The following is a 22,574-nucleotide window of genomic DNA, read 5'->3' as shown; positions in this document are numbered from 1 at the left end:
CGGCGACGGGCGTGGGTTCTGGGCGGGGCCCGGACCTTCTGGGCGGGGCCCGGACCTTCTGGGCGGGGCCCGGACCTTCTGGGCGGGGCCCGGACCTTCTGGGGCCCGGCGCAGCCCGGCGCTGCGAGGCGCTGCGGGGCGCTGCGGGGTGCGACCACGCACAGCTGCGTTCCTCAGAACGCCGCCCGTATCTCCCCCACCTCCCGGCCCCCGCCCAGCAACGGCGCGCGGCCGATGCGTTCCAGCACCGGGGCGTTCACTCCCATCAGGTGCAGGGCGCGGGCGAGGACCGACCCCAGTGCCCGGCCGGCGTCGTCCTCCACCTTGAAGGCCAGCGCGCGGCCGTCCGGAAGGGCCACCGCTGGGACCGCCTCGGCGCCCCGGCCGGTGAGGCTGATCGCCATGAGCGGGGCCCCGCAGCCGTCCGTGCCGACGGCGGCGACCCGCTCGCCCGCCGCTTCCTCCACAACCCTGTGGATGAGCTGCTGGAGCGGATGGTCCGGGTCCAGACAGGTCCGCGTCGGCCAGTCCCGCAGCGCGCAGGCCGCCGGCATGGCCGTGTGCTTGCCGGAGCAGTTCATCGTCACCCGGTCGCACACCCCGCCGGCCGCCAGCTACGTCTCCTTCTCCTCGGCGTCCAGCGGCAGGTCCGGCGGGCACCGCAGCTGCTCCGCGCTCAGGCGGTGCTCGTCGAGCATCTTCTGCACCAGGTCGCGGTGGAAGGACTCGCCATGGGGGTCCCCCCTGTTCGAGCGAAGTCGAGAACGTGGGGGAGGCTGGCGCCGGCGAGCGCCAGCCGTTCGCCCGACAGGTCCCGGCCCGCCCGCAGCACGCCCGCCGCCTGCATCGGCTTGTTGGCGGAGCGCGGGAAGACGGGGGCGGTCACGTCCCCGAGGGCCAGCTCCACCGCCCCGTCCGCGTCCAGCACCACGAGACTCCCCCGGTGCCGCCCCTCGACGAAACCGGAACGGACGACCTCGGCGAGGACGGGCGGTATCGCGGGCAGGGGCGCTGCGACATCGGCGGTGGCCTTCCGGACGGAGAGTGACCCGTTCCGGCGAACGGCCCGGGGTCACCGGGCCGTGGGCGTCACACGAGCAGGTCGTCGACTTGGGCTTCTCCTTCACGGTACCTGCGTGCGATCTCCGCGCTGCAGTCGTCGGCCGTGCGCTGCAGCCGCTGCCGCCGCCGGGAGACCTGCTGCTCGTACCGTACGAGCCGGCCCATCGCGGCGTTCAGCTCCACGTCCGTGCGCGCGCCCAGGTCCGACAGCTCCACCTCGGCGAGCATCTCGGCGGCCAGTTTCCGGTACTCCTCGCCGTGCGGGGTGCCCAGGGTCACATGGCGGGCGGAGGAGCGGTGCCGGGCCGGGGCGTCCCGCAGGATCTCCGGCAGCCGCTCGACCACGGACGCCTGAGCCGGTGCGGAGACCGAGGCCGCGGTGTCCGGTGTGCGCCGCGCGAGCTCGGCCCGCAGGATGTCGATCCGCCCCTGCAGCAGCCTTCGTACGTAGCTGAGGTCGGCCTCGTCGCGCTGGGCCTCGCGGCGCAGGGTGCGCAGCTCGGCCAGGCTCAGCGCCGTCAGGTCACGCTCGGGCGGATCGGCGGGCATCGGCGGGCTGTCCGTGCGCTGGGTGGGCGGGCGGTGGTACTCCAGGCCCGCGACCCCCGCGTGGGTCAACGAGACAGCTCCAGGCGGCTGCCCGGTACTCGGTGTGCTCATGTCTCTACCGTCCCCTCAACCGGCGTGTGGGAAGCATCGTGCCACCCCAAGTGGCCGCTATGTGACCGAGTGCCCACGATCCGCCCCAGATGGGGGTTAAGGAGGAATAATCGGCCGACTGGGGACCACCCGGCGGACCCGGCCTACGGCACCCACCCGACGGGCCGCCCACCGACCGCACACCGGACCGCCCACCGACCGCCCGCGGGCCGTGTTCCGCCGCCCGGCATGATGGTCGTATGCGTGCAGTGGTGCAGAGGGTGGACGGCGCGAGCGTCGTCGTGGACGGCGAGACGGTGGGGGCGATCGAGGGCGAGGGGTTGTGCGTCCTCGTCGGCGTCACCCACGAGGACACCAAGGAGAAGGCGGCGCAGCTCGCCCGCAAGCTGTGGTCGATCCGCATGCTGCACGACGAGAAGTCGTGCAGCGACGTCGACGCCCCGCTGCTCGTGATCAGTCAGTTCACCCTTTACGGCGATGCCCGCAAGGGCCGCCGCCCCACCTGGAACGCGGCCGCCCCCGGCGATGTCGCCGAGCCGCTCGTCGACGAGGTCGTCGCCCAGCTGCGCTCGCTGGGCGCGACGGTGGCGACGGGCCGCTTCGGCGCGCGGATGCGGGTGTCGCTGACGAACGACGGCCCGTTCACGGTCCTGCTGGAGATCTGAGCCCTAAGGCTCCACGACGACTTCCTGGGCGGCGGCCGTGTCGCCCGCCACCAGGCGCGCGTCCACCGGCACGTTCCGCTTCACCAGGGCGAGCGCGACCGGGCCGAGCTCGTGGTGGCGTACGGACGTGGTGATGAAGCCGATCCTGCGGCCGTCGGGTCCGTCGTCCGCGAGGCGGATCTCGGTGCCGGGCGGCGGCAGGTGGACCTCGCTGCCGTCCAGGTGCAGGAAGACCAGCCGGCGCGGCGGCTTGCCCAGGTTGTGGACGCGGGCGACGGTCTCCTGGCCCCGGTAGCAGCCCTTCTGCAGGTGCACCGCCGAGCCGATCCAGCCCAGTTCGTGCGGGATGGTGCGGTGGTCGGTCTCGAAGCCGAGGCGTGGCCGGTGGTGCTCGACGCGCAGCGCCTCGTAGGCGAGCAGCCCGGCCGCGGGACCGGCCTTCTCGGCGTACGACTCCAGCTCCGCGCGGGGCAGGAACAGGTCACGGCCGTACGGCGTCTCCCGTACGACGACTCCCTCGGGCACCTCGGCGATCGAACCGGCCGGCAGGTGCACGACGCCCAAGTCGGCGGTGCGGTCGGCGACCTCGACCCGGTAGAAGAACTTCATCGACTCCAGGTACGCGATCAGGGCGTCCTGGGTGCCGGGCTCCACGTGGGCCCAGACCGTCTGGCCGTCGTCCACCAGGTACAGCGCGTGCTCGATGTGGCCGTGCGCGGAGAGGATCAGCGCCTCGGTGGCCCGGCCCGGTGGGAGCTCGCTGACGTGCTGGGTGAGCAGCAGGTGCAGCCAGCTGAGCCGGTCCTCGCCGGAGACGGTGACGACCCCGCGGTGGGAGAGGTCGACGAAACCGGTGCCGTCGGCGAGGGCGCGCTGCTCGCGGAACAGGTCGCCGTAGTGGGCGGCGACGCCTTCGTCCACGCCCTCGGCGGGGACGGCGCCGGGCAGGGACAGCAGAGGGCTCTTCATATGCCCAAGCCTACGACTCGGTAGTTGAACTCTTGCCGGTCGAGGCCTTGAGCGAACAGTCCTTGCACCGGCCGAAGATCGCGAAGTGCTTCAGGTCCGTGTCGAAGCCGAACTGCTCGCGCAGCTTCGCGGTGAACTCGGCGGCCACCGACAGGTCCGCCTCGATGACGTTGGTGCAGTCGCGGCAGACCAGGTGGATGTGGTGGTGCCGGTCGGCGAGGTGGTAGGTGGGGGCGCCGTGCCCGAGGTGGGCGTGGCTGACCAGCCCGAGCTCCTCCAGGAGCTCCAGGGTCCGGTAGACGGTGGAAATATTGACCCCCGACGCCGTCTTCCTCACCTCGCTGAGGATGTCGTCGGGGGTCGCGTGCTCCAGGGTGTCCACGGCTTCGAGCACGAGTTGCCGCTGCGGGGTCAGCCGGTAACCGCGCTGCCGCAGATCGCTCTTCCAGTCGGTGCTCACCACACCAGAGAGTCTAGGACTCTTTCCCGAAGGGCTTGGAAGGGCTTGGGGCTCGGAAGGGCTTACTTGAAGAAGGCGATCCCGTCGTCCGGCAGGTCGTCGGGGAGGGCCTTGGCCCAGCGCTCGACCTCCTCCGGAGTGACGACCTTCTTCAGGTGCGCCGACATGTAGGGGCGCAGCTCGACCTCGGGGGTCTGCTTCTCGCCGACCCACATCAGGTCGCTCTTGACGTAGCCGTACAGCCGCTTGCCGCCGCTGTAGGGGCGGGAGACGGCGGTGCGGGCCACCGCGTCCGTCACCAGGTCGATCTGCGGCTTCTTGTCGGCCAGCTCGCCGTACCAGATCTCGACGACGCCGTCGTCGCGGGTCATCGTCACCTCGACCTTGCGGTCGGCGTCGATGCGCCAGTAGCCGTGCTCGGACTCCAGCGGCCGGACCTTGTTGCCGTCGTTGTCGAGCACCCAGGTGTGGGAGTGGTACTCCAGGAAGTCCCGGCCGTCGTGCGTGAAGGTGACCTCCTGACCGAAGTTGCACTTCTCGGCGCCGGGGAAGTCGTGCACGCCCGCGCCCGCCCAGTTGCCGAGCAGGAAGGCGAGGGGGACGAGGTCCTTGTGGAGGTCGGACGGGATCTCGATCATGAGCAGCAGTTCCTAGAGGTGGGTCAGCGCTGGCCCTGGTACAGCTTCTTCACGGTCAGTCCGGCGAAGGCGAGGACGCCGACGGCGACCAGGACCAGCAGGATTTCGAAGAAGAGTTCCACGGGATGCTCCTCGGTGAGCGGAGGGGGTGTGCAGTACACAACAGGGCCGGGCCCCAGCTTACGCGGCCGGAACCCGGTACTCCTTGTGAGGTACGTCAGCGCAGCGGCCGGCTTCGCAGGATGACCGTCCGGGACGTTGATTACGATTCGGCCATGGCGAAGAATCTCGTGATCAAGGTGACGGCGGGGGCCGATGCCCCTGAGCGCTGCTCCCAGGCGTTCACGGTGGCGGCGGTGGCCGTGGCCAGCGGCGTCGACGTGTCCCTGTGGCTGACCGGCGAGTCCTCCTGGTTCGCGCTCCCCGGCCGCGCCGCCGAGTTCGAGCTGCCGCACGCGGCCCCGCTGCCCGACCTGCTGGACTCGATCCTCGCGGGCGGCCGGATCACCCTGTGCACGCAGTGCGCGGCCCGCCGCGAGATCACGGAGAAGGACGTCATCGAGGGCGTACGGATCGCGGGGGCGCAGGTCTTCGTGCAGGAGGCGCTGGGGGACGACACGCAGGCGCTCGTCTACTGATCGCCTACTAACTGCTTGGTTGCCTACTCAGCGCCGGGTGAGTGCCTGCTCAGCACCTACTGATCTCCGGGCCGCTTCTCCACCGTCCGGCGGCCGGATGTGCACCCAGTCCGGCCCCTCCTCCCCTCGCCAGACCCGCCAGCCGGGCAGCAGCCGCAGTGAGAACGCCACCAGGAACGACGCCGGCCACCGGGGAGCCGGTCACCGGGGGCGTTTTCTGCCGTCCAGCTCGTCCCACCACTCGTCGGAGACCGGATCGCCGGACGGGTCGTCCCACCAGCGGTCGTCCGGCCCGCGCCGGTTGGCGACCATCGCGGCGATCGGCGGAAGGACCATGGCCACGACACACATGCCGACGGCCACGGGCACCGACCAGAGCCGCACCACGCCCCAGGCCAGGACGAACAGCCCGATGCACGTGCCCATCATGGCGAAGTAGGCATGCCGCCTCCGCGCGTACATACCTCCAGCGTAGGCCCGCGCAAGCGGCCCCGGGCGCGCCGAAGGGCCGCACCCCGGGTGTCCAACCCGAGGGGTGCGGCCCTTCAGTCGTTGCGCGTGCCGTCAGACGGCGATCGCGACCTCCGCCAGGCCGCCCTGCTGGGCGACGACCGTGCGGTCGGCGGTGGCGCCGGGCACGAGGGCGCGGACGGTCCAGGTGCCTTCGGCCGCGTAGAAGCGGAACTGTCCGGTCGCCGAGGTCGGCACCTCGGCGGTGAACTCGCCGGTCGAGTCGAGCAGCCGCACGTAGCCCTGCACCGGCTCGCCGTCGCGGGTCACCTGGCCCTGGATCGTGGTCTCACCGGGCTTGATCGTCGAGGCGTCCGGCCCGCCGGCCTTCGCTCCACACATGTCGTACTCCTGAAGGGGTCGGATTAGGTCGGTCGGGGGGGACTACTTGTTGGCGCCGAGCTCGATCGGCACACCCACCAGGGAGCCGTACTCGGTCCAGGAGCCGTCGTAGTTCTTGACGTTCTCCACGCCGAGCAGCTCGTGCAGCACGAACCAGGTCAGCGCGGAGCGCTCACCGATGCGGCAGTAGGCGATGGTGTCCTTGGCGAGGTCGACGTTCTCCTCGGCGTAGAGGGCCTTGAGCTCCTCGTCCGACTTGAACGTGCCGTCGTCGTTGGCGTTCTTCGACCACGGGATGTTGCGGGCGGTCGGGACGTGGCCCGGGCGCTGCGACTGCTCCTGCGGCAGGTGGGCCGGGGCGAGCAGCTTGCCGGAGAACTCGTCGGGCGAACGGACGTCGACCAGGTTCTGCGAGCCGATCGCGGCGACGACGTCGTCCCGGAAGGCACGGATCGACGTGTCCTGCGGCTTGGCCTTGTACTCGGTCTTCGGGCGCTCCGGCACCTCATCGCCGGGGACCAGCTCGCGGGCGTCGAGCTCCCACTTCTTGCGGCCGCCGTCGAGGAGCTTGACGTTCTCGTGGCCGTACAGCTTGAAGTACCAGTAGGCGTAGGACGCGAACCAGTTGTTGTTGCCGCCGTACAGGACCACCGTGTGGTCGTTGGCGATGCCCTTCTCCGACAGGAGCTTCTCGAAGCCCTCCTGGTCGATGAAGTCGCGGCGGACCGGGTCCTGCAGGTCCTTCGTCCAGTCGATCCGGATCGCGTTCTTGATGTGGTTCTTTTCGTACGCGGACGTGTCTTCGTCCACCTCGACGATGGCGATGTTCGGGTCGTCCAGGTGGTCCTGAAGCCAGTCGGCGTCGACCAGGACGTCGCTGCGGCTCATGCTCTTTCTCCTCCGGGGCAGTTACGGCGGGGCGTGCGAGGTAAGAGGGCGCGCGCCCATACCGAGGGCGGCGCACGGGTGCCCTGGGCAGGGCGGTGGGGGATACGGAAGCCGGTGCTTCCGCTCAGAAGGTGCGACAGAGCATGGCGGCAACGCGGCACAGGTCTACTGCCCGCCGCTTCGTGAGATCCGCCTGTCGCTTCATGGCGTCGATCGTAGGGACGGTACGGCGGACATGTCACCGGCGTGTCGCATGCTGAGACACGATCGTCCGTAGTTCGGGACGAGTAGGCAGCCGGACCCGCCTCCGCCGCCCTGCCGGCACAGGCATCCACGGCCACATCTACGCTACGGACACGCCCGTCTCACCTTCCGGACACCACCCGCTTGCCGAACGCCTTCCTACCCGGCCAGCCTGACGTCCGAACCCTTCACCGTGATCTCCACGCCGTTCTGCGCGGCCTCGACCTTGTCCAGCTTGATCCCGCCGGGGAGTCCGTCGATCTTCTGCTCGAAGTCGGTGATCGCCCGGACCCGGTTCTCGGCCAGATCGACGCCGCCGAAGCTGGGCAGGGAGTCGGCGTGCACCCGCACCGTGTCGCCCTCGACCGCGACCGAGCTGAGCACATGGACCGGCTCCGGCAGCTTGGTGCCGAGCACGGTCGCCTCCAACTCGACCTTGATCTTGCCGTTGCCGCCGTCGGAGAGGCCGACGACCTCGGCGGTGACGCCGGGGGCGACCTGGGTGACATCGGACTTGGCGGTCTTGAGCAGCTCGTCGTAGGAGATGAACGCGGTGCCGGTGGCCGTGGCGGCGACGGCGGAGCTGTAGTCGCCCGAGAACTCGACGCCCTTCATGTCGGCGCGAAGGTCCTCGATACGGATCTTCTGGCCGCCGTTGCCGGTGCTCGCCTCGTAGTCCTGGATGCCGACCTGGACGTCGTCCAGCGCGCCACTGGCGACCTGGGTCAGGAAGGGGAAGCCCTTGATCGACACGTCGGGGGTGGTGGAGAGGTTCTCGGTGCTCTTCAGCCGGTCCGCGGCCTCGCCCTCGGCGAAGTTGACGGCGAGGCGGTCGACGAGCACGAAGAGGCCGCCCAGGATCACGACGACGATCAGCAGTATTCGCAGTGCGCGCATGCGGTTCTTTTCCCCCACCTGGGCGGTCGACGACGGTCCCTGACGACCGGGTGGCCGTCCACAGCGCGAGGGTAACCCTGCCGGGAGATCGGGCCGGGGGATTGTCGATCAGCTGTGACAGGGGCCGACGGTGCTGCCGGTGCTGCCGGTGCTGAGCCGGATACCCACCAAGCTCTCGGCTTCGCTTGGCCCCGCTACGGGATCAAAGAGTTGTAGATCGGTGGCCGGCGGAAGACCACCCCTGCTGCCGCAGTCTCTCGAACCCGTCCAGGAGGAGATCCAGCGCGAACTCGAACTCGAACTGATCGTCACAACCCTGACCCACCACCGACCCCTCGTCATGAGCCACCTCGCCGGCCAGCTCCATTACGTACGGGTACTCCCCCGCGTCCTCCTGGGAGGCGGCCGTCTGCGCTCGCGGGTCGGGGGCGGGCGAAGCGTCGAACAGCTCCTGCGTGATGCCCATCATGCGGCTGCCCAGAGCGTGCGTCACATCGTGCGTCAGATCGACGGAGGAGCCACCGGTTCGGAACATGCCGATCACAGAGTCCATGTACGCGAGCAAGACCGGTGTCGGGCTGCTCCTCGACTGGATCACCTGGGCGCCCAAGGATGTCCGAGGAGCGCGCGTCGCGCCGAGAGGATCCTGTGGCGTACCGCGCTCTTCCAGTCGGATCCCGGGGCCGGCGGCTCGATCTCGCCCATGACGACATCAACCATGCCGTCCAGGAGCTGCCCCTTGTTCGAGACGTGCTTGTAGAGCGCCATCGGCACCACGCCCAGCTCCTTCGCGAGCCTGCGCATGCTCAGCGCTTCGATCCCGATGTCATCGGCGAGCGCAACAGCCGCCCGCAGCACCCGGTCCCTGGTCCAACCGCGGTCGTCGCAGGTGTGCTCTTCCTCGTCACCGAGGTAGCCGCGATCGCCGGGCTCGCGCTGTACGGCCCTGTCCTGCGGGACGCGGGCTACGTTGTCGGTCCCGGTGCCGACACGCGGGTGTTCCTCGGCGCACTGTTCGAGATCGTCCTGGCGGCGGCCGTCATCGGCACCGGAGTCGTGCTGTTTCCGGTCCTCAAGAAGCAGAACGAGGGGGCCGCGCTGGGCTATGTGTGCGCCCGCCTTCTCGAAGCCGCCGTCATCATCGTCGGCATCATCAGCGTTCTGTCGGTCGTGAAGCTGCGCAGGGAGTTCGAGGGAGCGGCGGACAGCGATGCCGCCTCGCTCGTCACAGCCGGCAAGACCCTGGTGACCATTTATGACTGGACGTTCCTCATGGGGCCCAACTTCATCTTGGGAGCGAACTCCCTGGTACTTGCGTGGCTGATGTACCGCGCCGGGCTCGTCCCACGGTTCATCGCCGTATTGGGGCTCGTAGGGGGCGCGTTGATCTGCGCTTCGGCGACCGCAGTGATGTTCGGGCTGTACGAGCAGGTCTCCGTGGCGGGTTCGATCGCGGCGATCCCGGTGTTCACGTGGGAAGTGAGTCTCGCCGTCTGGCTCATCGCCAAGGGCTTCAAACCGGCTGTCCTCCTCGACGAGGGCAGCGAAGGGAACAGAGCGCTTCACCCCGTAGCCGGGTGACGGATCATCGCCCCAAGGGCGGGTCTCGTCGATCACGTCCAGGGCCGGTTGCCCCTTCTCCACGTGTCCGAGCCGGGCGGGGATACCGCAACGCTCGCGGCGGGCGAGCTTGGCCGGATCCACCTCCGGCGAGGCGGGGTCCCAGGTGGCGGGCAGGAACAGCCGCCAGTGCACGAGCAGCCGCCGCACCAGCCACCACCCCACCCGCACAGGCCGCCGCAGGCCGCCTCAGGCTCAGGCCAGCGCACGCCCCAGCACGTACACCGCCGGCGCAGCCGCCGCCAGCGGCAGGGCCACGCCCGCCGTGAAGTGGACGAAACGGGACGGGTAGTCGTAACTGGCCACCCGGTGGCCGATCAGCGCGCACACCGCCGCGCCCGCGCCGAGCAGCGCGCCCGACGTGCCCAGGCCCGTCATCGCCCCGGCAGCGAGTCCCGCTCCCGCCGCCGCGAGCAGCGCGACGACCACCGACGCCGGTGTCGGCAACGGCAGTGCGCGGGCCAGGACCGCCACACCCACCGACACCGCTCCCACCGTCACCGCGTCCGCCTCGGCCGCGAGATACCCTCCCGCCACGATCGCCAGGGCCGCCGCGGCGACGGTCGCCATCAGTCCGTACATGCGTTCGTCCGGGTCGGCGTGCGAGCGCAGCTGCAGGACGAGGGCGAAAAGCACCCACACCCCGAGCGTGCCGAGGATCGCCGCCGGTGACCGGCCGGACACCAGCAGCGCCGCGTCCGCGACCAGCGCCCCCGCGAACCCCAGCGCGATGCCCTGCCGGGCGGGCCACATGCCGTTCAGCCGGAACCACCCCGCGGCGGTCACCCCCTGGAGGAACACCAGCGGCAGCACCAGCGCGTACGTACCGACCGCCGCCGCACCAGCGAGCAGCAGCCCCAGCAGCGCCGTCAGCGCGGCCGGCTGCATCCCCGGCTCGATGATCGGCGAACGCCCCTCCGCCCGGGCCCGCTGCGCATCGGTGATCCGCGCGTTGCCGACGAGGGTGGCCGGACCGTACTCCGGAGCGTCGCCGCCCTGGGGGGCCTGGGGTTCAGGAGCCGACGCGTACGGGGCGGCGGGCTGTCCGTACTCCCCGTACCCGGCGTAGGCAGCCTGCCCCGCCTGCTGCGGCGGCAGGTACGCCGTCTCGGCCGCCGACACCGGTGCGCTCAGCGGCGGCTGCGTCTGCGTCTCCCACGTCTGGCCCTGCCACTGCTGCGTGTACTGCTGGGCGGCGTAAGGGTCGTCGTACCCCGGCTGGTGCTGCCCGGGCCAGGCCTGTGGCTGCGGCTGCGGCTGCCCGTAGGGGTCGTACCCCTCGTAGGAACCACCGTTCCCGTCGTAGGAACCACCGTTCCCGCCGTGCCCGCCGTGCCCATACGACTGGTCGCTCATGCTCATCCTCCTGCGAACGGCGGGAGCACCTCGACCGTGCCGCCGTCGGCCAGCCGTACCGTCTCATGTCCGCGGGTGCCCACGGGGTCACCGTCGACGAGGAACGAGCAGCGCCGCAGGACGCGCACGAGTTCGCCGGGGTGTCGCTCGCGCACGGCGTCGAGCGCCTCGGCGAGCGTGGCCGCCTCGTACGGCTCCTCGGCCACCCCGGCCGCGGCCTTGGCGGCGGCCCAGTATCGGACCGTGACCTCTGGCATCTGCTTCCTCTATCGCTTGACGGTGAACACCGTCAGGCTAGCCCGCCCGGGCCACCGCCCAGTCCCCGATCCGGCGCAGCAGTTCGTCCCCGGCCGCGTGCTCGGCGTGCCCCATGCCGGGCTCGACCCAGAGTTCGCCGTGGTCACCGGCGGCCGTGGCCAGCATGCGGGGATGATCGAGGGGGAAATAGCCGTCCTGGTCACCGTGCACGATCAGCAGCGGTGTCGGCGCGATGCGCGGGACCGCCTCGACCGGGGACAGCGGGACCGGGTCCCACTCGCGGTGGTGGATGCGGGTACGGAAGCCGTACCGGCCCACCACGCGGCCCTCGGGGCGCGTCACCAGCCAGTGCAGCCGCCGCATGGGGGCCGTGCCCCGGTAGTACCAGCGCGCCGGCGCACTGACCGACACCGCCGCGTCCGTGTGCGCATCCGCACGCCCCTCGTGCCCCCGCTCACCCTCCGGGGGGTTCTTCCCGTACAGCGCGGCGTGCCGCAGCACCACCGACCCGCCCATCGAGAACCCGACGGTCGCCACGTGCGCGTGCCCCAGTTCCCGCGCCCACCGCACCGCGGCCGCGAGGTCGAGCACCTCCCGGTCCCCGACCGTGGACCGTCCGCCGGACATCCCGTGACCGCGGAACGAGAACGTCACCACGGCCCCGTACCGGGCGAACGCCTGCGCCACCCGCCGTACGTGCGGCCGGTGCGCGTCGCCCGTGAAACCGTGCGCGACCACGAACACGAGGTCACGGGAGAGTGGCCGGGAGCTGTCGGAACCGTCGTTCACGACTGCGGACCGGTCGTATACGACGGCGGGCGGGTCGTATACGGAATCGATCCGCACGCCGTCGGCGGTGTGCAGAAACGTCCGCAATGGTGCCCTTCTGTTCGTCTCGCGATACGGACGAACGGTGGATCGCGCCACATGACCTGCCGAACCCGTGCTCATGTCGGCTATTCTGCTGGGCAGAGGACTCGGGCAGCGTAGCCCCCGGGTCCTTTTGTGCTTTCGGAAGCGTTGTATACGACGCGGGAAACCGCTGGTGTACGGGGCCCCGGGATCGCAGAGCAGGCTGTGCCGCAAACGTCCTCGCAGGGACCGAGGAGGAACCAGACGTATGAGTTCTCTGCTGCTCCTGACCAATGCCCTCCAGCCGTCGACGGAGGTGCTCCCCGCCCTCGGCCTGCTGCTGCACAACGTGCGCGTGGCTCCGGCTGAGGGACCCGCCCTGGTGGACACCCCGGGTGCCGACGTCATCCTGATCGACGGGCGGCGTGACCTTCCACAGGTCCGCAGCCTGTGCCAGCTGCTGCGCTCCACGGGGCCCGGCTGCCCGCTCATCCTCGTCGTGACGGAGGGCGGCCTCGCCGCCGTCACCGCGGACTGGGGCATCGACGACGTCCTCCTGGACACCGCCGGCCCGGCGGAGGTCGAGGCGCGGCTGCGTCTGGCCATGGGCCGCCAGCAGATCGTCAGCGACGACTCCCCCATGGAGATCCGCAACGGCGACCTGTCGGTGGACGAGGCGACCTACAGCGCCAAGCTCAAGGGCCGCGTCCTGGACCTGACCTTCAAGGAGTTCGAGCTCCTGAAGTACCTCGCGCAGCACCCCGGCCGCGTCTTCACGCGCGCCCAGCTGCTCCAGGAGGTCTGGGGCTACGACTACTTCGGCGGCACCCGGACCGTCGACGTCCACGTACGGCGGCTGCGCGCCAAGCTCGGCCCCGAGCACGAGTCGCTGATCGGCACCGTCCGGAACGTCGGTTATCGATTCGTTACGCCGGAGAAGGTCGACCGCGCCGCCGAGGAAGCGAAGGCCAAGGCCGCGGCAAAGGCGGAGGATGCGGACGACACGACCGCCCTGGACGCCACCGAGGTCCGGGCCGAGGCATAACCGGTGCCCGAGTGGGCAGGGAAGCTCCCGTACGCCCTGCCCAGAGCGGGTATATCCGCGTAGACTCCGCGCGTGGCCAAGGTGACTCGGGATGATGTGGCGCGACTTGCGGGGACTTCCACCGCCGTCGTCAGCTATGTCATCAACAACGGACCCCGGCCGGTCGCCCCGGCCACGCGCGAGCGTGTCCTCGCCGCGATCAAGGAGCTGGGCTACCGTCCCGACCGGGTCGCCCAGGCGATGGCGTCGCGGCGTACGGATCTCATAGGCCTGATCGTGCCGGACGCGCGCCAGCCCTTCTTCGGGGAGATGGCGCACGCGGTCGAACAGGCCGCGTCCGAGCGCGGCAAGATGGTGCTCGTCGGCAACTCCGACTACATCGGCGAGCGCGAGGTCCACTACCTGCGGGCCTTCCTGGGCATGCGCGTCTCGGGACTCATCCTCGTCAGCCACGCCCTCAACGACCTGGCCGCCGCCGAGATCGAGGCCTGGGACGCCCGGGTCGTCCTCCTCCACGAGCGGCCCGAGGCCATCGACGACGTCGCCGTCGTCACCGACGACCTGGGCGGCGCCCAGCTCGCCGTCCGCCATCTGCTGGAGCACGGCTACCCGTACGTCGCCTGTATGGGCGGTACGGCCGAGACCCCGGCCGTCGGCGACCCCGTCTCCGACCACGTCGAGGGCTGGCGGCGCGCGATGGGGGAGGCCGGGATCCCCACGGAGGGCCGGCTCTTCGAGGCGCCGTACAACCGCTACGACGCCTACCAGGTGGCGCTGCGGATCCTCTCCGGGCCCGATCGCCCGCCCGCGATCTTCTGCTCGACCGACGACCAGGCGATCGGCCTGCTGCGCGCGGCGCGCGAGCTGCGCATCGACGTGCCCGGCGAGCTGGCGGTGGCCGGGTTCGACGACATCAAGGAGGCCGCGCTCGCCGACCCGCCGCTGACGACGGTCGCCTCCGACCGCTCGGCGATGGCCCGCGCGGCCGTGGACCTCGTCCTCGACGACGGGCTGCGGGTGGCCGGGGCGCGGCGCGAGCGGCTGAAGGTGTTCCCGTCGCGGCTGGTGATGCGGCAGTCCTGCGGCTGCGCGTAGCCGTTTCTGAACCGTTCCTGAACCGTTCCTGAGAGGCCGCGCCGACCTCCGAGGAGCGCCTTTATATCGGGCATACGAGGTTCTGTCGGGCTTCTCAGGGAGCACTCAGGGAGCTCTCATGGTCGGGCGACAAGCTCGGTGACATGACCGAGAGCATGTACTCCGAGCAGTCCTCCTCTCCTGTGAACCCCGAGTGGCCGCCCCCGCCGGCGCACGCCCCGGCCGACGCTCCGGCTCCGAAGAAGCGCAACCGCGGCCCCGTCGCCCTGCTCGCCGCCGTGGCGATCGTCGCCGCGGCCATCGGTGGCGGCACCGCGTACGGCATCCAGGAGCTGACCGGCAACGACACGACGGTCGCCTCGAGCTCCACCAGCACCACCGTGGTGCCCTCCAGCCAGAAGGGCACGGTCGCCGGGGTCGCCAAGGCCGTCAGCCCGAGCATCGTCGAGATCAACGCCGACTCCAACGCCGGGTCCTCCACCGGCTCCGGCGTGATCATCACCGGCGACGGCGAGATCATCACCAACAACCACGTCATCTCCGGCGCCTCGCATATCAAGGTGACGACGAGCGACGGGAAGTCGTACACCGCCCAGGTCGTCGGCACCGACAGCAAGAAGGACCTCGCGCTGATCAAGCTGGAGGGCGCCTCCGGGCTGAAGGCGGCGACCCTCGGCGACTCCGACGGCGTGCAGGTCGGCGACGAGGTCGTGGCGATCGGCTCCCCCGAGGGCCTGACCGGCACCGTCACCAGCGGCATCGTCTCCGCGCTCCACCGGGACGTGACCGTCTCCACGGACGAGGGGCAGCAGCAGCCGGACGGCGGCTGGCCGTTCGAGTTCGGCGGCCGGCAGTTCAACGGCGACACCGGCTCGGACACCACGACGTACAAGGCGATCCAGACGGACGCCTCCCTCAACCCCGGCAACTCCGGCGGCGCGCTGATCGACATGAACGGCAACATCATCGGGATCAACTCCGCGATGTACTCGGCGGCCGGTGCCTCCTCCGCCGACGCCGGCAGTGTCGGCCTCGGCTTCGCCATCCCGATCAACACCGTCAAGGCCGACCTCGCCAAGCTGCGGGCCGGTTCGAACAGCTAGGAGCCCGACATGATCAAGCAGGTCGCGCACGCGCTGCCCGGCGCCGATCCGGCCGGTCTGGCCCTCGCCCTGGCGGTCGCGGCCGAGCTGCACGCTCCGCCGGCCCGGGCCCCGGAGGTGGCGGCCGCCCGCTCCTCCCGGCGGGCCCGCACCCGCCGTCGTACCGCCACCGCACGCGGCTGATCCGTCCCCGCGCCCCCTGGGAAACGTGCGAGGCTGAGAGCCGGAAAACCAGCCGGTGAAGGTGCCGGAGCAGGTGCCGCGGCAGGCCCCGGAGAAGGCGCCGGACAGTGATCCGGAAACCCAGCCCACGTCCCCCGCACACGAGGAATCCCACACCCATGAGCCCCGCAGAAGGCGACCGTGACCCCCAGCGCATCCTGATCGTCGACGACGAGCCGGCGGTGCGCGAAGCACTCCAGCGCAGCCTCGCCTTCGAGGGGTACGACACCGAGGTCGCCGTCGACGGTGCGGACGCCCTGGAGAAGGCGGCGGCGTACCGGCCCGACCTGGTCGTCCTCGACATCCAGATGCCCCGCATGGACGGCCTGACCGCCGCGCGCCGCATCCGGGGCGCCGGCGACACGACGCCCATCCTGATGCTGACGGCCCGCGACACGGTCGGCGACCGGGTGACCGGGCTCGACGCGGGCGCCGACGACTACCTGGTCAAGCCCTTCGAACTGGACGAGCTGTTCGCCCGGATCCGCGCCCTGCTGCGCCGCAGCTCCTACGCGGCGGCCGTCGGGGCGGGCACCCCCGAGGACGAGGACGTGCTCACCTTCGCCGACCTGCGCATGGACCTGGCGACCCGCGAGGTCACGCGCGGCGGGCGGCCGGTGGAGCTGACCCGTACGGAGTTCACGCTGCTGGAGATGTTCATGGCCTACCCGCGCCAGGTGCTGACCCGTGAGCAGATCCTGAAGGCGGTGTGGGGCTTCGACTTCGAGCCCTCCTCCAACTCCCTGGACGTGTACGTGATGTACCTGCGCCGCAAGACCGAGGCGGGCGGCGAGCCGCGCCTCGTGCACACGGTGCGCGGTGTCGGGTACGTGTTGCGGCAGGGCGGCGCGGAGTGAACAAGGTCCTGCGCCGCTTCCGCTCGCTGCCGATCCGGTCGCGTCTGGCGCTGCTGGTGGCGGCGGCGGTGGCGTTCGCGGTGGCGGCGGTTTCGGTGACGTGCTGGTTCATCGTGCAGGGGAAGCTGTACGACCAGGTCGACAACCAGCTCAGCAGCGCCAGTGTGAAGCTGGACGAGGAGATGGTCACGGCCCTGCTGGCCGCCTGCCCGAAGACCGCGAGCGAGTCGTCCGGCAGCATGCGGCCCAGGGACTACTACGTGCAGGTGGTGCAGCCGGACGGCACGGTCTGTGTCTTCAGCGATTCCGCGGGGGTCATCAAGGCGACGGCCAAGGACAGGGAAATCGCGGCGGACCCCCGCCTGGGCGTGCGCATCCTCCACAGCGGCACCGACACCGACGGGAAGGACGTACGGGTACGGACCACCCCCGTCATGCTGGGCTTCGGCCCCGGCGCCCAGGCCTATCCCGGCGCCGCGCTGATGGTCGGCGTACCCCTCAAGGAGACCCAGAACACCCTCAACGAGCTGGCCCTCATCCTCCTCCTCGTCTCCGGCGTCGGAGTCCTCGGTGCCGGAGCCGCCGGCCTCGCGGTCGCCCGCGCGGGCCTGCGCCCCGTCGACAAGCTCACCGAGGCCGTGGAACACGTGGCGCGCACGGAGGACCTGGGCATCCGCATCCCCGTGGAGGACGACAGCGAGGACGAGATCGCCCGCCTCTCCCGCTCCTTCAACTCGATGACGTCGGCCCTGGCCAGCTCCCGCGACCTGCAGCAGCAGCTGATCGCGGACGCAGGCCACGAACTCCGTACGCCGTTGACCTCTCTCCGCACGAACATCGAACTGCTCTCCCGCAGCGAGGAGACCGGCCGCCCGCTCCCGGAGGCGGACCGCAAGGCGCTGCTGGCCTCCGTCAAGGCACAGATGACCGAACTGGCCGCGCTCATCGGCGACTTGCAGGAGCTCTCCCGGCCGGACACCGGCCAGCACACCGGAAGGACGGAGATCGTCGCCTGGCAGGACATCGTCGAGTCCGCCCTGCGCCGCGCCCGACTGCGCGGCCCTGAGCTGACGATCACGGCGGACGTACAGCCCTGGTACGTGCGGGCGGAGCCGTCCGCGCTGGAGCGGGCGGTGGTCAACATCCTGGACAACGCGGTGAAGTTCAGCCCGGACGGCGGCACGATCGAGGTGCGGCTCACCGAGGGCGTGCTCACCGTCCGCGACCACGGCCCGGGCATCCCCGCCGACGAACTCCCCCACGTCTTCGACCGCTTCTGGCGCTCGCCGAGCGCACGGGCGCTGCCGGGCTCGGGGCTGGGCCTGTCGATCGTGGCGCGTACCGTCCAGCAGGCGGGCGGCGAGGTGACACTGTCCCCCGCGGAAGGCGGTGGCACGGTGGCGACGGTGCGGTTGCCGGGGGCGCCTACGGCTCCGCCGGCGGTGCCTTAGCTGGTTCGGCCGACCCGGTGGCGAATCTTCGCCGCCTCTTCCAGGAGGGCTTTCGCTTCGGCGAGGTCGGTGGATTCCGCGGCCCGGAGTTCCAGATCGTGCACGTGTGCGTCCAGCTCGGGGTCCCGGGCCAGGGCGTACTCGCCCCACCAAAAGGCCACGAACGCAGGCACAGGGCCTACGTCGTAGGCGTCGGCAATCGCCTTCTTCCAGTGCTTGTCGAAGTCGGGAAGGAGCTTGGGCGCGTGCTGGGCGATGGCTCTGCGCAGGGCCTTCGGGGTCCGCTCAGGCATGGGAGGGACGACCGAATCGCGCTTCGCAGCGTGGGCAGTCATGCTCGCTGTCCTCCTTCGACGTGCCGTGTCTACGACCATAACCGCCTCGCACCTCTTGCATCCGTAGTTCGTGACCTGGCCGTACTCTCGGCCGCGAGATCCACGATGGGGGAGGCACAGCTCCGCAAGCGGAGCTTCTGGCAGAGGTCACCCGAAGGCGTGCACACCCGCCTCCGCCTTGAGCCCTGCCACGAACGCGGACCAGGAGGCGGCCGAGAAGACCAGCGGACGGTTCGCCGGGATCTTGCTGTCGCGGACGGGGACTGTGCCGGGGTGGTTGTCGGCGACCTCGAGGCAGTCGTTGGCTCCGCCTTCGCTGTAGCTGGACTTGCGCCAGACAGCGGTGCCCTTCGCCTCCTGCGTCACCGCAGTCCGCCCTTGATCTGCTCCAGGAACGGCGCCCAGGAGGCCGCGCCGAACACGAGCACCGGGCCGCCCGACAGTTTGCTGTCACGGACCGGGACTATGCCGGGGCAGTTGTCGGCGACCTCGATGCAGTTGTTGTCTCCCCCGTCGCTGTAGCTCGACTTGCGCCACACAGCGGTGCTGAGGTCGGGGGTGTTCGTCATGATCTGTGCTCCTCCAGTACGTCCCGGATGAACGCGAGCGAGCGACGGGGACAACGCCAGGTCGCGAAGCCGATCGTAGGACGATCGCTCCCGAAGAACCTCGTCCGGATCCTCGATCAGTCGACCGCTGCTGTTGCCTTCCGTGTAGGCAACGGCGCTTCCATCCCTCTGCCAGAGCAGCGTCAGCGAACCGTTCATATGGTGGTGCGCTCCCGCCGAGAACGGCAGTACCTGGAGAGCCACGTTGGGCCACAGCGCGGCGGTCTCAAGATGCAGCAGCTGGTCCTGCCAGGTCTTGCCCCGGGCAGCGGGTCGTCGGAATGCGAACTCGTCCATGATGATCCGGACCTCGGGCTCCGGCTTCTGGCGCAGCAGATACTGACGTCCGAGCCGTGCCGCCACCTGCTCCTCGACGGCCTCCTCACCGGCAGCCGTTGTCTGAGCCCCAGACAACACCCCCCGGGCGAAATCCTCGGTCTGTAGCAGCCCTGGAATGCCCAGCGAGAACTTCCACATGATCCGCGCCGTGGCCTCCAGCGCCATGAACTCCTTGTACTGGTCCTTGAACGCGTCCAGCCGAGCGCCTTCCAGTGGCTCAAGAGCAGGTCACCGGTGCCGTAGTACCCGTCCAGGTCCTCCATGACCGTCACCTTGGACAGCCGCTCCCCCGACTCCAGGCGGCTCAGATAGCTCTTCTCGTACCCGGTCTCGTCGGCCAACTGCCCCAGTGACTTCCCGGCCTTCTCCCGCAGGACCCTGAGCGTCTGCCCGAGCATGGCCCGCCCGGAAACCGGCTGAGCGTCAACCTTCTCGCCCACGTCACCCCTCCCCGTTGCCTGCGCGCCAGACAACACCGAACCTCTTCCGCAGCGTACGCGCGATCAGTGACCATCGAGGCACGAACGGTAATCACCGCTCGTCAGATCCCGCCTCCTCCCTGAAAGGGCATCGCCATGCCTCTGCGCCTGCGCCTGCGCCTCGCCGAACTCTGCGAGACAGCCCTGCTCGCCCTCGTACGGCTCCTGCTGCCCGCCGAGGGACGCCACCGAGCCACGGTGCCGCCCCAGCCACCATTGGTCTCCACCCACTCTCCACCCCTGGCCATCGAGCGCGTCTGGCTCGACACCCCGCTCGGACGCCCGTACCTGCCGGCCGCCGAAGCGATGGAGGTGTCCGCGTGAGGCTGCTCCCCTGGACGGGTGCCGACGGCAAACCCTGTTACCTCAGCACCGACAACCCGCACAGCCTGCTCTCGCGTCTCGCCGACGACGTCGAGGCGGCCCAACTGGCCTCCGCGGAGCAGGTACTCGCAGGCGCCAGGGCCGTACTCGCCGACCCGAAGGCGGGTGAGCGGGCGATGCGCTTCGCGCTGACGAGGGCGCTGGAGTCCCTCGGGGACGTGCTGCGCATCGCGGTCAGCCGAGGAGAACGCCTCTCCTGAGAGCACGCGGCCACCTCTACGCGCATCGCCCAGCGAAGTAAGCCCGTTCAGGGCCGCTGAGCGGCAACCTTTCCGTGCGGGGCGGCGACTGGTCCACCGAGCAGGACCAAATCCCCCCGCACGGAACGGATTCGCCGCATGACTGAGCCGCGCAGCAAGGCCCGCAAACCCCGGCACCGCAGAAGCAGGACGGCCCTGGCGGTCGGGGTCCCCCTCGCCCTGACCGCCGCCGGGACCCTGGCCTACGGCACGGACACCGGCCTCCTCGGGTCCGGAACAGCCCGGCAGGCCTCCGCCGCGACCGCCGCCGCCCCCGCCTGGGCGACCGCCACCGCCGACGGCTTCGCCTCCGTCAACGCCCTCGGCCAGAACGGCACGTACGGCGGACGGGACGGCAAGACCGTCACGGTCAGGACGCAAGCCGAGCTGGAGAAGTACGCCACCGCCGCCGAGCCGTACGTCATCGTCGTCGCCGGGACGATCAAGATGAACCCGGTCGGCAAGGAGATCAAGGTCCAGTCGGACAAGACCATCGTCGGCGCCGGGACCTCCGGGCAGATCGTCGGCGGTGGCTTCTTCCTCGGCCAGGGCGTGCACAACGTCATCATCCGCAACCTGACGATCCGGGACTCGTACCAGGGCATCTGGAACGACAAGGACCACGACTTCGACGCGATCCAGATGGACGGCGCGCATCACGTCTGGATCGACCACAACGACCTCAGGCACATGGCCGACGGGCTGATCGACGTCCGCAAGGACAGCACGTACGTGACGGTCTCCTGGAACAAACTGAGCGACAACAACAAGACCTTCGGCATCGGCTGGACCGAGAACGTCACCACCGACATCACGATCCACCACAACTGGTTCCGCGAGACCGAGCAGCGCAACCCGTCCACCGACAACGCCGCCCACGCGCACCTCTACAACAACTACCTGGAGGACGTCGCGGGCACCGCCATCAAGTCCTCGTACGGCAACTACGCGCGCGGCAGGACGAAGATGGTCCTGGAGTACAGTTACTTCCAAGGCGTCAACAACCCCGTCATCAAGGACGGCACCGCCTCGCTCGTCCAGCGCGGCAACGTCTTCTCGGGCACCTCCGGCCGCAACGAGAGCGGAGGCACCGCCTTCGACCCGAAGGCGTACTACGGCTACAGCCTGGACAAGGCGGCAGACGTGCCGTCGCTGCTCAAGGCGGGCGCCGGACCGCGCAGTTCCATCGGTACGACGGCGACGACGAAGGCGGCCGCGGCCACCACGCTCACCGTCGCCAAGGACGGCAGCGGCCAGTACACGACCGTGCAGGCGGCCGTGAACGCCGTACCGGCGAACAACTCCTCCCGGGTCGTCATCGCCGTCAAGCCGGGCACGTACCGCGAGACGGTCAAGATCCCGTCGAACAAACCGCACGTCACCCTCCAGGGCACGGGCGGCAGCCGCAAGGACACGGTGATCGTCTACAACAACGCCTCCGGCACTCCCAAGCCCGGCGGCGGCACATACGGCACCGGCGGCAGCGCGACCGTCGCCGTCGAGGCCGACGACTTCCAGGCCCGCAACCTGACCATCTCCAACGACTTCGACGAGGCCGCCAACCAGAACATCGCCCAGCAGGCCGTCGCCCTGCGCACCGCCGCCGACAAGGTGTTCCTGGACGGGATCATCGTCACCGGCGACCAGGACACCCTGCTGCTGGACACGGCGTCGAAGGACAAGCTCGGCCGGGTCTACATGGCGAACTCCTACGTCGTCGGCAACGTCGACTTCATCTTCGGCCGGGCCACGGCCGTGCTCGACAAGTCCGTCATCACGCTGAAGAAGCGCTGGAACGGCACCTCGGCCGGCTACGTCACGGCCCCCAGCACGGCCGCGGGCCGCAAGGGCATCCTCATCGCCAACTCGACGGTCAACGGGGACGTCGCCGACCGCAGCTTCTACCTGGGCCGCCCCTGGCACGCGGGCGGCGACGCGACCCTCGACCCGCAGACGACGGTCCGCAACACGACGCTGAGCGCGGCCATCAAGACCACGCCCTGGACCGACATGAGCGGCTTCTCCTGGAAGGACGACCGCTTCGCCGAGTACCGGAACACCGGCCCCGGCGCGGGTACGGCGAGCGCCAACCGCCCGCACCTGACGGATGCCCAGGCCGCGAACCAGGAGGTCGCGGACTGGCTGGGGGACTGGAGGCCTACGGCGTCCTGACGTCCCGCTCGTCGGCCTGCCGCCCCAGGTACCCGACGAGCTCCCGGAGCAGGCCCCACGCCTTCGCGCGCGTACCGTCCCCCAGCCGGTAGTGCAGGGCGGATTCGGTGCTCCGCCCGAGCCGCGTGGGCGTGGGGCCCTGGGGCGGGTCACCGGCTCCTTCTGGTCCTGCGGCCGCGCGTCATGT

Annotated in this window: 29 protein-coding genes and 4 pseudogenes; 12 read left to right on the top strand and 21 right to left on the bottom strand. The window is 70.3% G+C overall.

Translation table 11 applies throughout. The annotated features are described in order from the left end of the window. Window positions 1-173: 173 nt before the first annotated feature. Together ACYVMZ_RS20900 and ACYVMZ_RS20895 are read right to left on the bottom strand one after the other, a co-directional pair. Window positions 174-1,006 (bottom strand): annotated as a pseudogene (locus ACYVMZ_RS20900) (asparaginase). A gap of 83 nt (window positions 1,007-1,089) precedes the next feature. Continuing rightward, window positions 1,090-1,722 carry an RsiG family protein gene (locus ACYVMZ_RS20895; protein WP_461081816.1) on the bottom strand — a complete coding sequence of 211 codons (633 nt, stop codon included), beginning with the start codon at window positions 1,720-1,722 and terminating at the stop codon, window positions 1,090-1,092. Window positions 1,723-1,961: 239 nt separating this feature from the next. Here ACYVMZ_RS20895 and dtd point away from each other — a divergent pair, with 239 nt between their 5' ends. Further along, a complete protein-coding gene (dtd, locus tag ACYVMZ_RS20890; RefSeq protein ID WP_461081814.1) occupies window positions 1,962-2,387 on the top strand; it encodes a D-aminoacyl-tRNA deacylase in 426 nt (141 codons plus the stop codon). 3 nt (window positions 2,388-2,390) lie between these two features. Here dtd and ygfZ read toward each other — a convergent pair whose 3' ends face one another. From ygfZ to ACYVMZ_RS20875, 3 genes are read right to left on the bottom strand one after another with little or no spacing between them, the layout of a single operon-like run. Then, on the bottom strand, window positions 2,391-3,356 hold the full coding sequence (gene ygfZ / locus ACYVMZ_RS20885; protein ID WP_461081812.1) for a CAF17-like 4Fe-4S cluster assembly/insertion protein YgfZ: 966 nt from the start codon (window positions 3,354-3,356) through the stop codon (window positions 2,391-2,393). Window positions 3,357-3,366: 10 nt separating this feature from the next. Further along, window positions 3,367-3,819, bottom strand: coding sequence for a Fur family transcriptional regulator (locus ACYVMZ_RS20880; RefSeq protein ID WP_461081810.1), 453 nt, complete (start codon window positions 3,817-3,819; stop codon window positions 3,367-3,369). 59 nt (window positions 3,820-3,878) lie between these two features. After that, the gene (locus tag ACYVMZ_RS20875; RefSeq protein WP_461081808.1) at window positions 3,879-4,454 is read right to left on the bottom strand and encodes a heme-binding beta-barrel domain-containing protein; all 576 of its coding nucleotides are present in this window, start codon (window positions 4,452-4,454) and stop codon (window positions 3,879-3,881) included. A gap of 275 nt (window positions 4,455-4,729) precedes the next feature. Here ACYVMZ_RS20875 and ACYVMZ_RS20870 point away from each other — a divergent pair, with 275 nt between their 5' ends. After that, complete coding sequence (locus tag ACYVMZ_RS20870) at window positions 4,730-5,092, top strand: DsrE family protein (RefSeq protein ID WP_461081806.1); 363 nt, start codon at window positions 4,730-4,732, stop codon at window positions 5,090-5,092. 201 nt (window positions 5,093-5,293) lie between these two features. Here ACYVMZ_RS20870 and ACYVMZ_RS20865 read toward each other — a convergent pair whose 3' ends face one another. From ACYVMZ_RS20865 to ACYVMZ_RS20835, 7 genes are all read right to left on the bottom strand, one after another. Continuing rightward, on the bottom strand, window positions 5,294-5,554 hold the full coding sequence (locus tag ACYVMZ_RS20865; protein ID WP_461081804.1) for a DUF3099 domain-containing protein: 261 nt from the start codon (window positions 5,552-5,554) through the stop codon (window positions 5,294-5,296). A 102-nt stretch (window positions 5,555-5,656) separates the two neighbouring features. Continuing rightward, the gene (locus ACYVMZ_RS20860) at window positions 5,657-5,944 is read right to left on the bottom strand and encodes a DUF1416 domain-containing protein (RefSeq protein WP_187825660.1); all 288 of its coding nucleotides are present in this window, start codon (window positions 5,942-5,944) and stop codon (window positions 5,657-5,659) included. A 42-nt stretch (window positions 5,945-5,986) separates the two neighbouring features. Further along, entirely contained in the window at window positions 5,987-6,832 is an 846-nt protein-coding gene (locus ACYVMZ_RS20855) for a sulfurtransferase (RefSeq protein ID WP_461081802.1), read from the bottom strand. Window positions 6,833-6,956: 124 nt separating this feature from the next. After that, on the bottom strand, window positions 6,957-7,037 hold the full coding sequence (locus ACYVMZ_RS20850) for a putative leader peptide (RefSeq protein WP_350310325.1): 81 nt from the start codon (window positions 7,035-7,037) through the stop codon (window positions 6,957-6,959). A gap of 197 nt (window positions 7,038-7,234) precedes the next feature. Continuing rightward, window positions 7,235-7,972, bottom strand: coding sequence for an LmeA family phospholipid-binding protein (locus ACYVMZ_RS20845; RefSeq protein WP_461081800.1), 738 nt, complete (start codon window positions 7,970-7,972; stop codon window positions 7,235-7,237). A gap of 202 nt (window positions 7,973-8,174) precedes the next feature. After that, window positions 8,175-8,525 (bottom strand): hypothetical protein, encoded by a 351-nt coding sequence (locus ACYVMZ_RS20840; RefSeq protein WP_461081798.1) that lies wholly within the window; start codon window positions 8,523-8,525, stop codon window positions 8,175-8,177. A gap of 41 nt (window positions 8,526-8,566) precedes the next feature. Further along, window positions 8,567-8,776: a hypothetical protein gene (locus ACYVMZ_RS20835; RefSeq protein WP_461082075.1), complete on the bottom strand. Its 210-nt coding sequence runs from the start codon at window positions 8,774-8,776 to the stop codon at window positions 8,567-8,569. Between the two features lie 87 nt (window positions 8,777-8,863). Here ACYVMZ_RS20835 and ACYVMZ_RS20830 point away from each other — a divergent pair, with 87 nt between their 5' ends. Continuing rightward, entirely contained in the window at window positions 8,864-9,553 is a 690-nt protein-coding gene (locus ACYVMZ_RS20830; protein ID WP_461082073.1) for a DUF4386 domain-containing protein, read from the top strand. Here ACYVMZ_RS20830 and ACYVMZ_RS20825 read toward each other — a convergent pair. From ACYVMZ_RS20825 to ACYVMZ_RS20810, 4 genes and pseudogenes are all read right to left on the bottom strand, one after another. Then, window positions 9,539-9,727, bottom strand: a pseudogene (locus ACYVMZ_RS20825) (transposase); the annotation flags it as partial. The gene ACYVMZ_RS20830 and the pseudogene ACYVMZ_RS20825 sit on opposite strands and share 15 nt — an antisense overlap. A gap of 60 nt (window positions 9,728-9,787) precedes the next feature. Next, window positions 9,788-10,948 (bottom strand): hypothetical protein, encoded by a 1,161-nt coding sequence (locus tag ACYVMZ_RS20820; RefSeq protein ID WP_461081796.1) that lies wholly within the window; start codon window positions 10,946-10,948, stop codon window positions 9,788-9,790. Window positions 10,949-10,950: 2 nt separating this feature from the next. Next, window positions 10,951-11,205, bottom strand: a complete 255-nt coding sequence (locus ACYVMZ_RS20815) for a MoaD/ThiS family protein (RefSeq protein WP_461081794.1) — start codon at window positions 11,203-11,205, stop codon at window positions 10,951-10,953. A gap of 37 nt (window positions 11,206-11,242) precedes the next feature. Further along, the gene (locus ACYVMZ_RS20810; RefSeq protein ID WP_461081792.1) at window positions 11,243-12,157 is read right to left on the bottom strand and encodes an alpha/beta hydrolase; all 915 of its coding nucleotides are present in this window, start codon (window positions 12,155-12,157) and stop codon (window positions 11,243-11,245) included. A 169-nt stretch (window positions 12,158-12,326) separates the two neighbouring features. On the opposite strand from ACYVMZ_RS20810, the gene ACYVMZ_RS20805 reads away from it, so the two are divergent. From ACYVMZ_RS20805 to ACYVMZ_RS20780, 6 genes are all read left to right on the top strand, one after another. After that, window positions 12,327-13,103: a response regulator transcription factor gene (locus ACYVMZ_RS20805; RefSeq protein ID WP_461081790.1), complete on the top strand. Its 777-nt coding sequence runs from the start codon at window positions 12,327-12,329 to the stop codon at window positions 13,101-13,103. A gap of 72 nt (window positions 13,104-13,175) precedes the next feature. Beyond that, window positions 13,176-14,198, top strand: a complete 1,023-nt coding sequence (locus ACYVMZ_RS20800; RefSeq protein WP_461081788.1) for a LacI family DNA-binding transcriptional regulator — start codon at window positions 13,176-13,178, stop codon at window positions 14,196-14,198. Between the two features lie 143 nt (window positions 14,199-14,341). Further along, on the top strand, window positions 14,342-15,301 hold the full coding sequence (locus tag ACYVMZ_RS20795) for a S1C family serine protease (protein WP_461081786.1): 960 nt from the start codon (window positions 14,342-14,344) through the stop codon (window positions 15,299-15,301). 9 nt (window positions 15,302-15,310) lie between these two features. Then, entirely contained in the window at window positions 15,311-15,484 is a 174-nt protein-coding gene (locus tag ACYVMZ_RS20790; protein WP_461081784.1) for a hypothetical protein, read from the top strand. A 158-nt stretch (window positions 15,485-15,642) separates the two neighbouring features. Then, the gene (locus ACYVMZ_RS20785) at window positions 15,643-16,380 is read left to right on the top strand and encodes a response regulator transcription factor (protein ID WP_461081782.1); all 738 of its coding nucleotides are present in this window, start codon (window positions 15,643-15,645) and stop codon (window positions 16,378-16,380) included. Next, entirely contained in the window at window positions 16,377-17,831 is a 1,455-nt protein-coding gene (locus ACYVMZ_RS20780) for a sensor histidine kinase (RefSeq protein ID WP_461081780.1), read from the top strand. The genes ACYVMZ_RS20785 and ACYVMZ_RS20780 overlap by 4 nt, the downstream gene beginning before the upstream one ends. Here ACYVMZ_RS20780 and ACYVMZ_RS20775 read toward each other — a convergent pair. The 4 genes and pseudogenes from ACYVMZ_RS20775 to ACYVMZ_RS20760 form a co-directional block, all read right to left on the bottom strand. Next, window positions 17,828-18,166, bottom strand: a complete 339-nt coding sequence (locus ACYVMZ_RS20775) for a DUF6247 family protein (RefSeq protein WP_461081778.1) — start codon at window positions 18,164-18,166, stop codon at window positions 17,828-17,830. The two genes, ACYVMZ_RS20780 and ACYVMZ_RS20775, sit on opposite strands and share 4 nt — an antisense overlap. Window positions 18,167-18,313: 147 nt before the next feature. Then, window positions 18,314-18,532 carry a DUF397 domain-containing protein gene (locus ACYVMZ_RS20770; RefSeq protein ID WP_461081776.1) on the bottom strand — a complete coding sequence of 73 codons (219 nt, stop codon included), beginning with the start codon at window positions 18,530-18,532 and terminating at the stop codon, window positions 18,314-18,316. Continuing rightward, on the bottom strand, window positions 18,529-19,278 hold the full coding sequence (locus ACYVMZ_RS20765; RefSeq protein WP_461081775.1) for a Scr1 family TA system antitoxin-like transcriptional regulator: 750 nt from the start codon (window positions 19,276-19,278) through the stop codon (window positions 18,529-18,531). Before ACYVMZ_RS20765 ends, ACYVMZ_RS20770 begins: the two co-directional genes overlap by 4 nt. A gap of 104 nt (window positions 19,279-19,382) precedes the next feature. Beyond that, a pseudogene (locus tag ACYVMZ_RS20760) lies at window positions 19,383-19,511 on the bottom strand (helix-turn-helix domain-containing protein); the annotation flags it as partial. A gap of 177 nt (window positions 19,512-19,688) precedes the next feature. Here ACYVMZ_RS20760 and ACYVMZ_RS20755 point away from each other — a divergent pair. The 3 genes from ACYVMZ_RS20755 (at window position 19,689) to ACYVMZ_RS20745 (ending at window position 22,387) form a co-directional block, all read left to right on the top strand. Then, the gene (locus ACYVMZ_RS20755; protein ID WP_461081773.1) at window positions 19,689-19,916 is read left to right on the top strand and encodes a hypothetical protein; all 228 of its coding nucleotides are present in this window, start codon (window positions 19,689-19,691) and stop codon (window positions 19,914-19,916) included. Beyond that, a complete protein-coding gene (locus ACYVMZ_RS20750; RefSeq protein WP_461081772.1) occupies window positions 19,913-20,176 on the top strand; it encodes a hypothetical protein in 264 nt (87 codons plus the stop codon). Before ACYVMZ_RS20755 ends, ACYVMZ_RS20750 begins: the two co-directional genes overlap by 4 nt. A gap of 138 nt (window positions 20,177-20,314) precedes the next feature. Beyond that, window positions 20,315-22,387 carry a pectinesterase family protein gene (locus tag ACYVMZ_RS20745; protein WP_461081770.1) on the top strand — a complete coding sequence of 691 codons (2,073 nt, stop codon included), beginning with the start codon at window positions 20,315-20,317 and terminating at the stop codon, window positions 22,385-22,387. Here the strand turns inward: ACYVMZ_RS20745 and ACYVMZ_RS20740 are convergent. Beyond that, window positions 22,374-22,547: pseudogene (locus ACYVMZ_RS20740) on the bottom strand (DUF6177 family protein); the annotation flags it as partial. The gene ACYVMZ_RS20745 and the pseudogene ACYVMZ_RS20740 sit on opposite strands and share 14 nt — an antisense overlap. Between the last annotated feature and the right edge of the window lie 27 nt (window positions 22,548-22,574).

Source organism: Streptomyces deserti, assembly GCF_054782695.1.
The sequence above is the reverse complement of the archived record's forward strand: the minus strand, read 5'-3'. Positions and strand labels throughout refer to the sequence as shown.

Coding starts and splice junctions, on each gene's coding strand:
- ACYVMZ_RS20790 (WP_461081784.1), top strand. CDS start 15,311: ATGATCAAGCAGGTCGCGCACGCGCTGCCCGGCGCCGATCCGGCCGGT.
- ACYVMZ_RS20810 (WP_461081792.1), bottom strand. CDS start 12,157: ATGAGCACGGGTTCGGCAGGTCATGTGGCGCGATCCACCGTTCGTCCG.
- ACYVMZ_RS20775 (WP_461081778.1), bottom strand. CDS start 18,166: ATGACTGCCCACGCTGCGAAGCGCGATTCGGTCGTCCCTCCCATGCCT.
- ACYVMZ_RS20765 (WP_461081775.1), bottom strand. CDS start 19,278: ATGGCGCTGGAGGCCACGGCGCGGATCATGTGGAAGTTCTCGCTGGGC.
- ACYVMZ_RS20815 (WP_461081794.1), bottom strand. CDS start 11,205: ATGCCAGAGGTCACGGTCCGATACTGGGCCGCCGCCAAGGCCGCGGCC.
- ACYVMZ_RS20820 (WP_461081796.1), bottom strand. CDS start 10,948: ATGAGCGACCAGTCGTATGGGCACGGCGGGCACGGCGGGAACGGTGGT.
- ACYVMZ_RS20855 (WP_461081802.1), bottom strand. CDS start 6,832: ATGAGCCGCAGCGACGTCCTGGTCGACGCCGACTGGCTTCAGGACCAC.
- ACYVMZ_RS20835 (WP_461082075.1), bottom strand. CDS start 8,776: ATGCGCAGGCTCGCGAAGGAGCTGGGCGTGGTGCCGATGGCGCTCTAC.
- ACYVMZ_RS20795 (WP_461081786.1), top strand. CDS start 14,342: ATGACCGAGAGCATGTACTCCGAGCAGTCCTCCTCTCCTGTGAACCCC.
- ACYVMZ_RS20875 (WP_461081808.1), bottom strand. CDS start 4,454: ATGATCGAGATCCCGTCCGACCTCCACAAGGACCTCGTCCCCCTCGCC.
- ACYVMZ_RS20850 (WP_350310325.1), bottom strand. CDS start 7,037: ATGAAGCGACAGGCGGATCTCACGAAGCGGCGGGCAGTAGACCTGTGC.
- ACYVMZ_RS20805 (WP_461081790.1), top strand. CDS start 12,327: ATGAGTTCTCTGCTGCTCCTGACCAATGCCCTCCAGCCGTCGACGGAG.
- ACYVMZ_RS20870 (WP_461081806.1), top strand. CDS start 4,730: ATGGCGAAGAATCTCGTGATCAAGGTGACGGCGGGGGCCGATGCCCCT.
- ygfZ (WP_461081812.1), bottom strand. CDS start 3,356: ATGAAGAGCCCTCTGCTGTCCCTGCCCGGCGCCGTCCCCGCCGAGGGC.
- ACYVMZ_RS20860 (WP_187825660.1), bottom strand. CDS start 5,944: ATGTGTGGAGCGAAGGCCGGCGGGCCGGACGCCTCGACGATCAAGCCC.
- ACYVMZ_RS20745 (WP_461081770.1), top strand. CDS start 20,315: ATGACTGAGCCGCGCAGCAAGGCCCGCAAACCCCGGCACCGCAGAAGC.
- ACYVMZ_RS20785 (WP_461081782.1), top strand. CDS start 15,643: ATGAGCCCCGCAGAAGGCGACCGTGACCCCCAGCGCATCCTGATCGTC.
- dtd (WP_461081814.1), top strand. CDS start 1,962: ATGCGTGCAGTGGTGCAGAGGGTGGACGGCGCGAGCGTCGTCGTGGAC.
- ACYVMZ_RS20895 (WP_461081816.1), bottom strand. CDS start 1,722: ATGAGCACACCGAGTACCGGGCAGCCGCCTGGAGCTGTCTCGTTGACC.
- ACYVMZ_RS20845 (WP_461081800.1), bottom strand. CDS start 7,972: ATGCGCGCACTGCGAATACTGCTGATCGTCGTCGTGATCCTGGGCGGC.
- ACYVMZ_RS20755 (WP_461081773.1), top strand. CDS start 19,689: ATGCCTCTGCGCCTGCGCCTGCGCCTCGCCGAACTCTGCGAGACAGCC.
- ACYVMZ_RS20865 (WP_461081804.1), bottom strand. CDS start 5,554: ATGTACGCGCGGAGGCGGCATGCCTACTTCGCCATGATGGGCACGTGC.
- ACYVMZ_RS20840 (WP_461081798.1), bottom strand. CDS start 8,525: ATGGACTCTGTGATCGGCATGTTCCGAACCGGTGGCTCCTCCGTCGAT.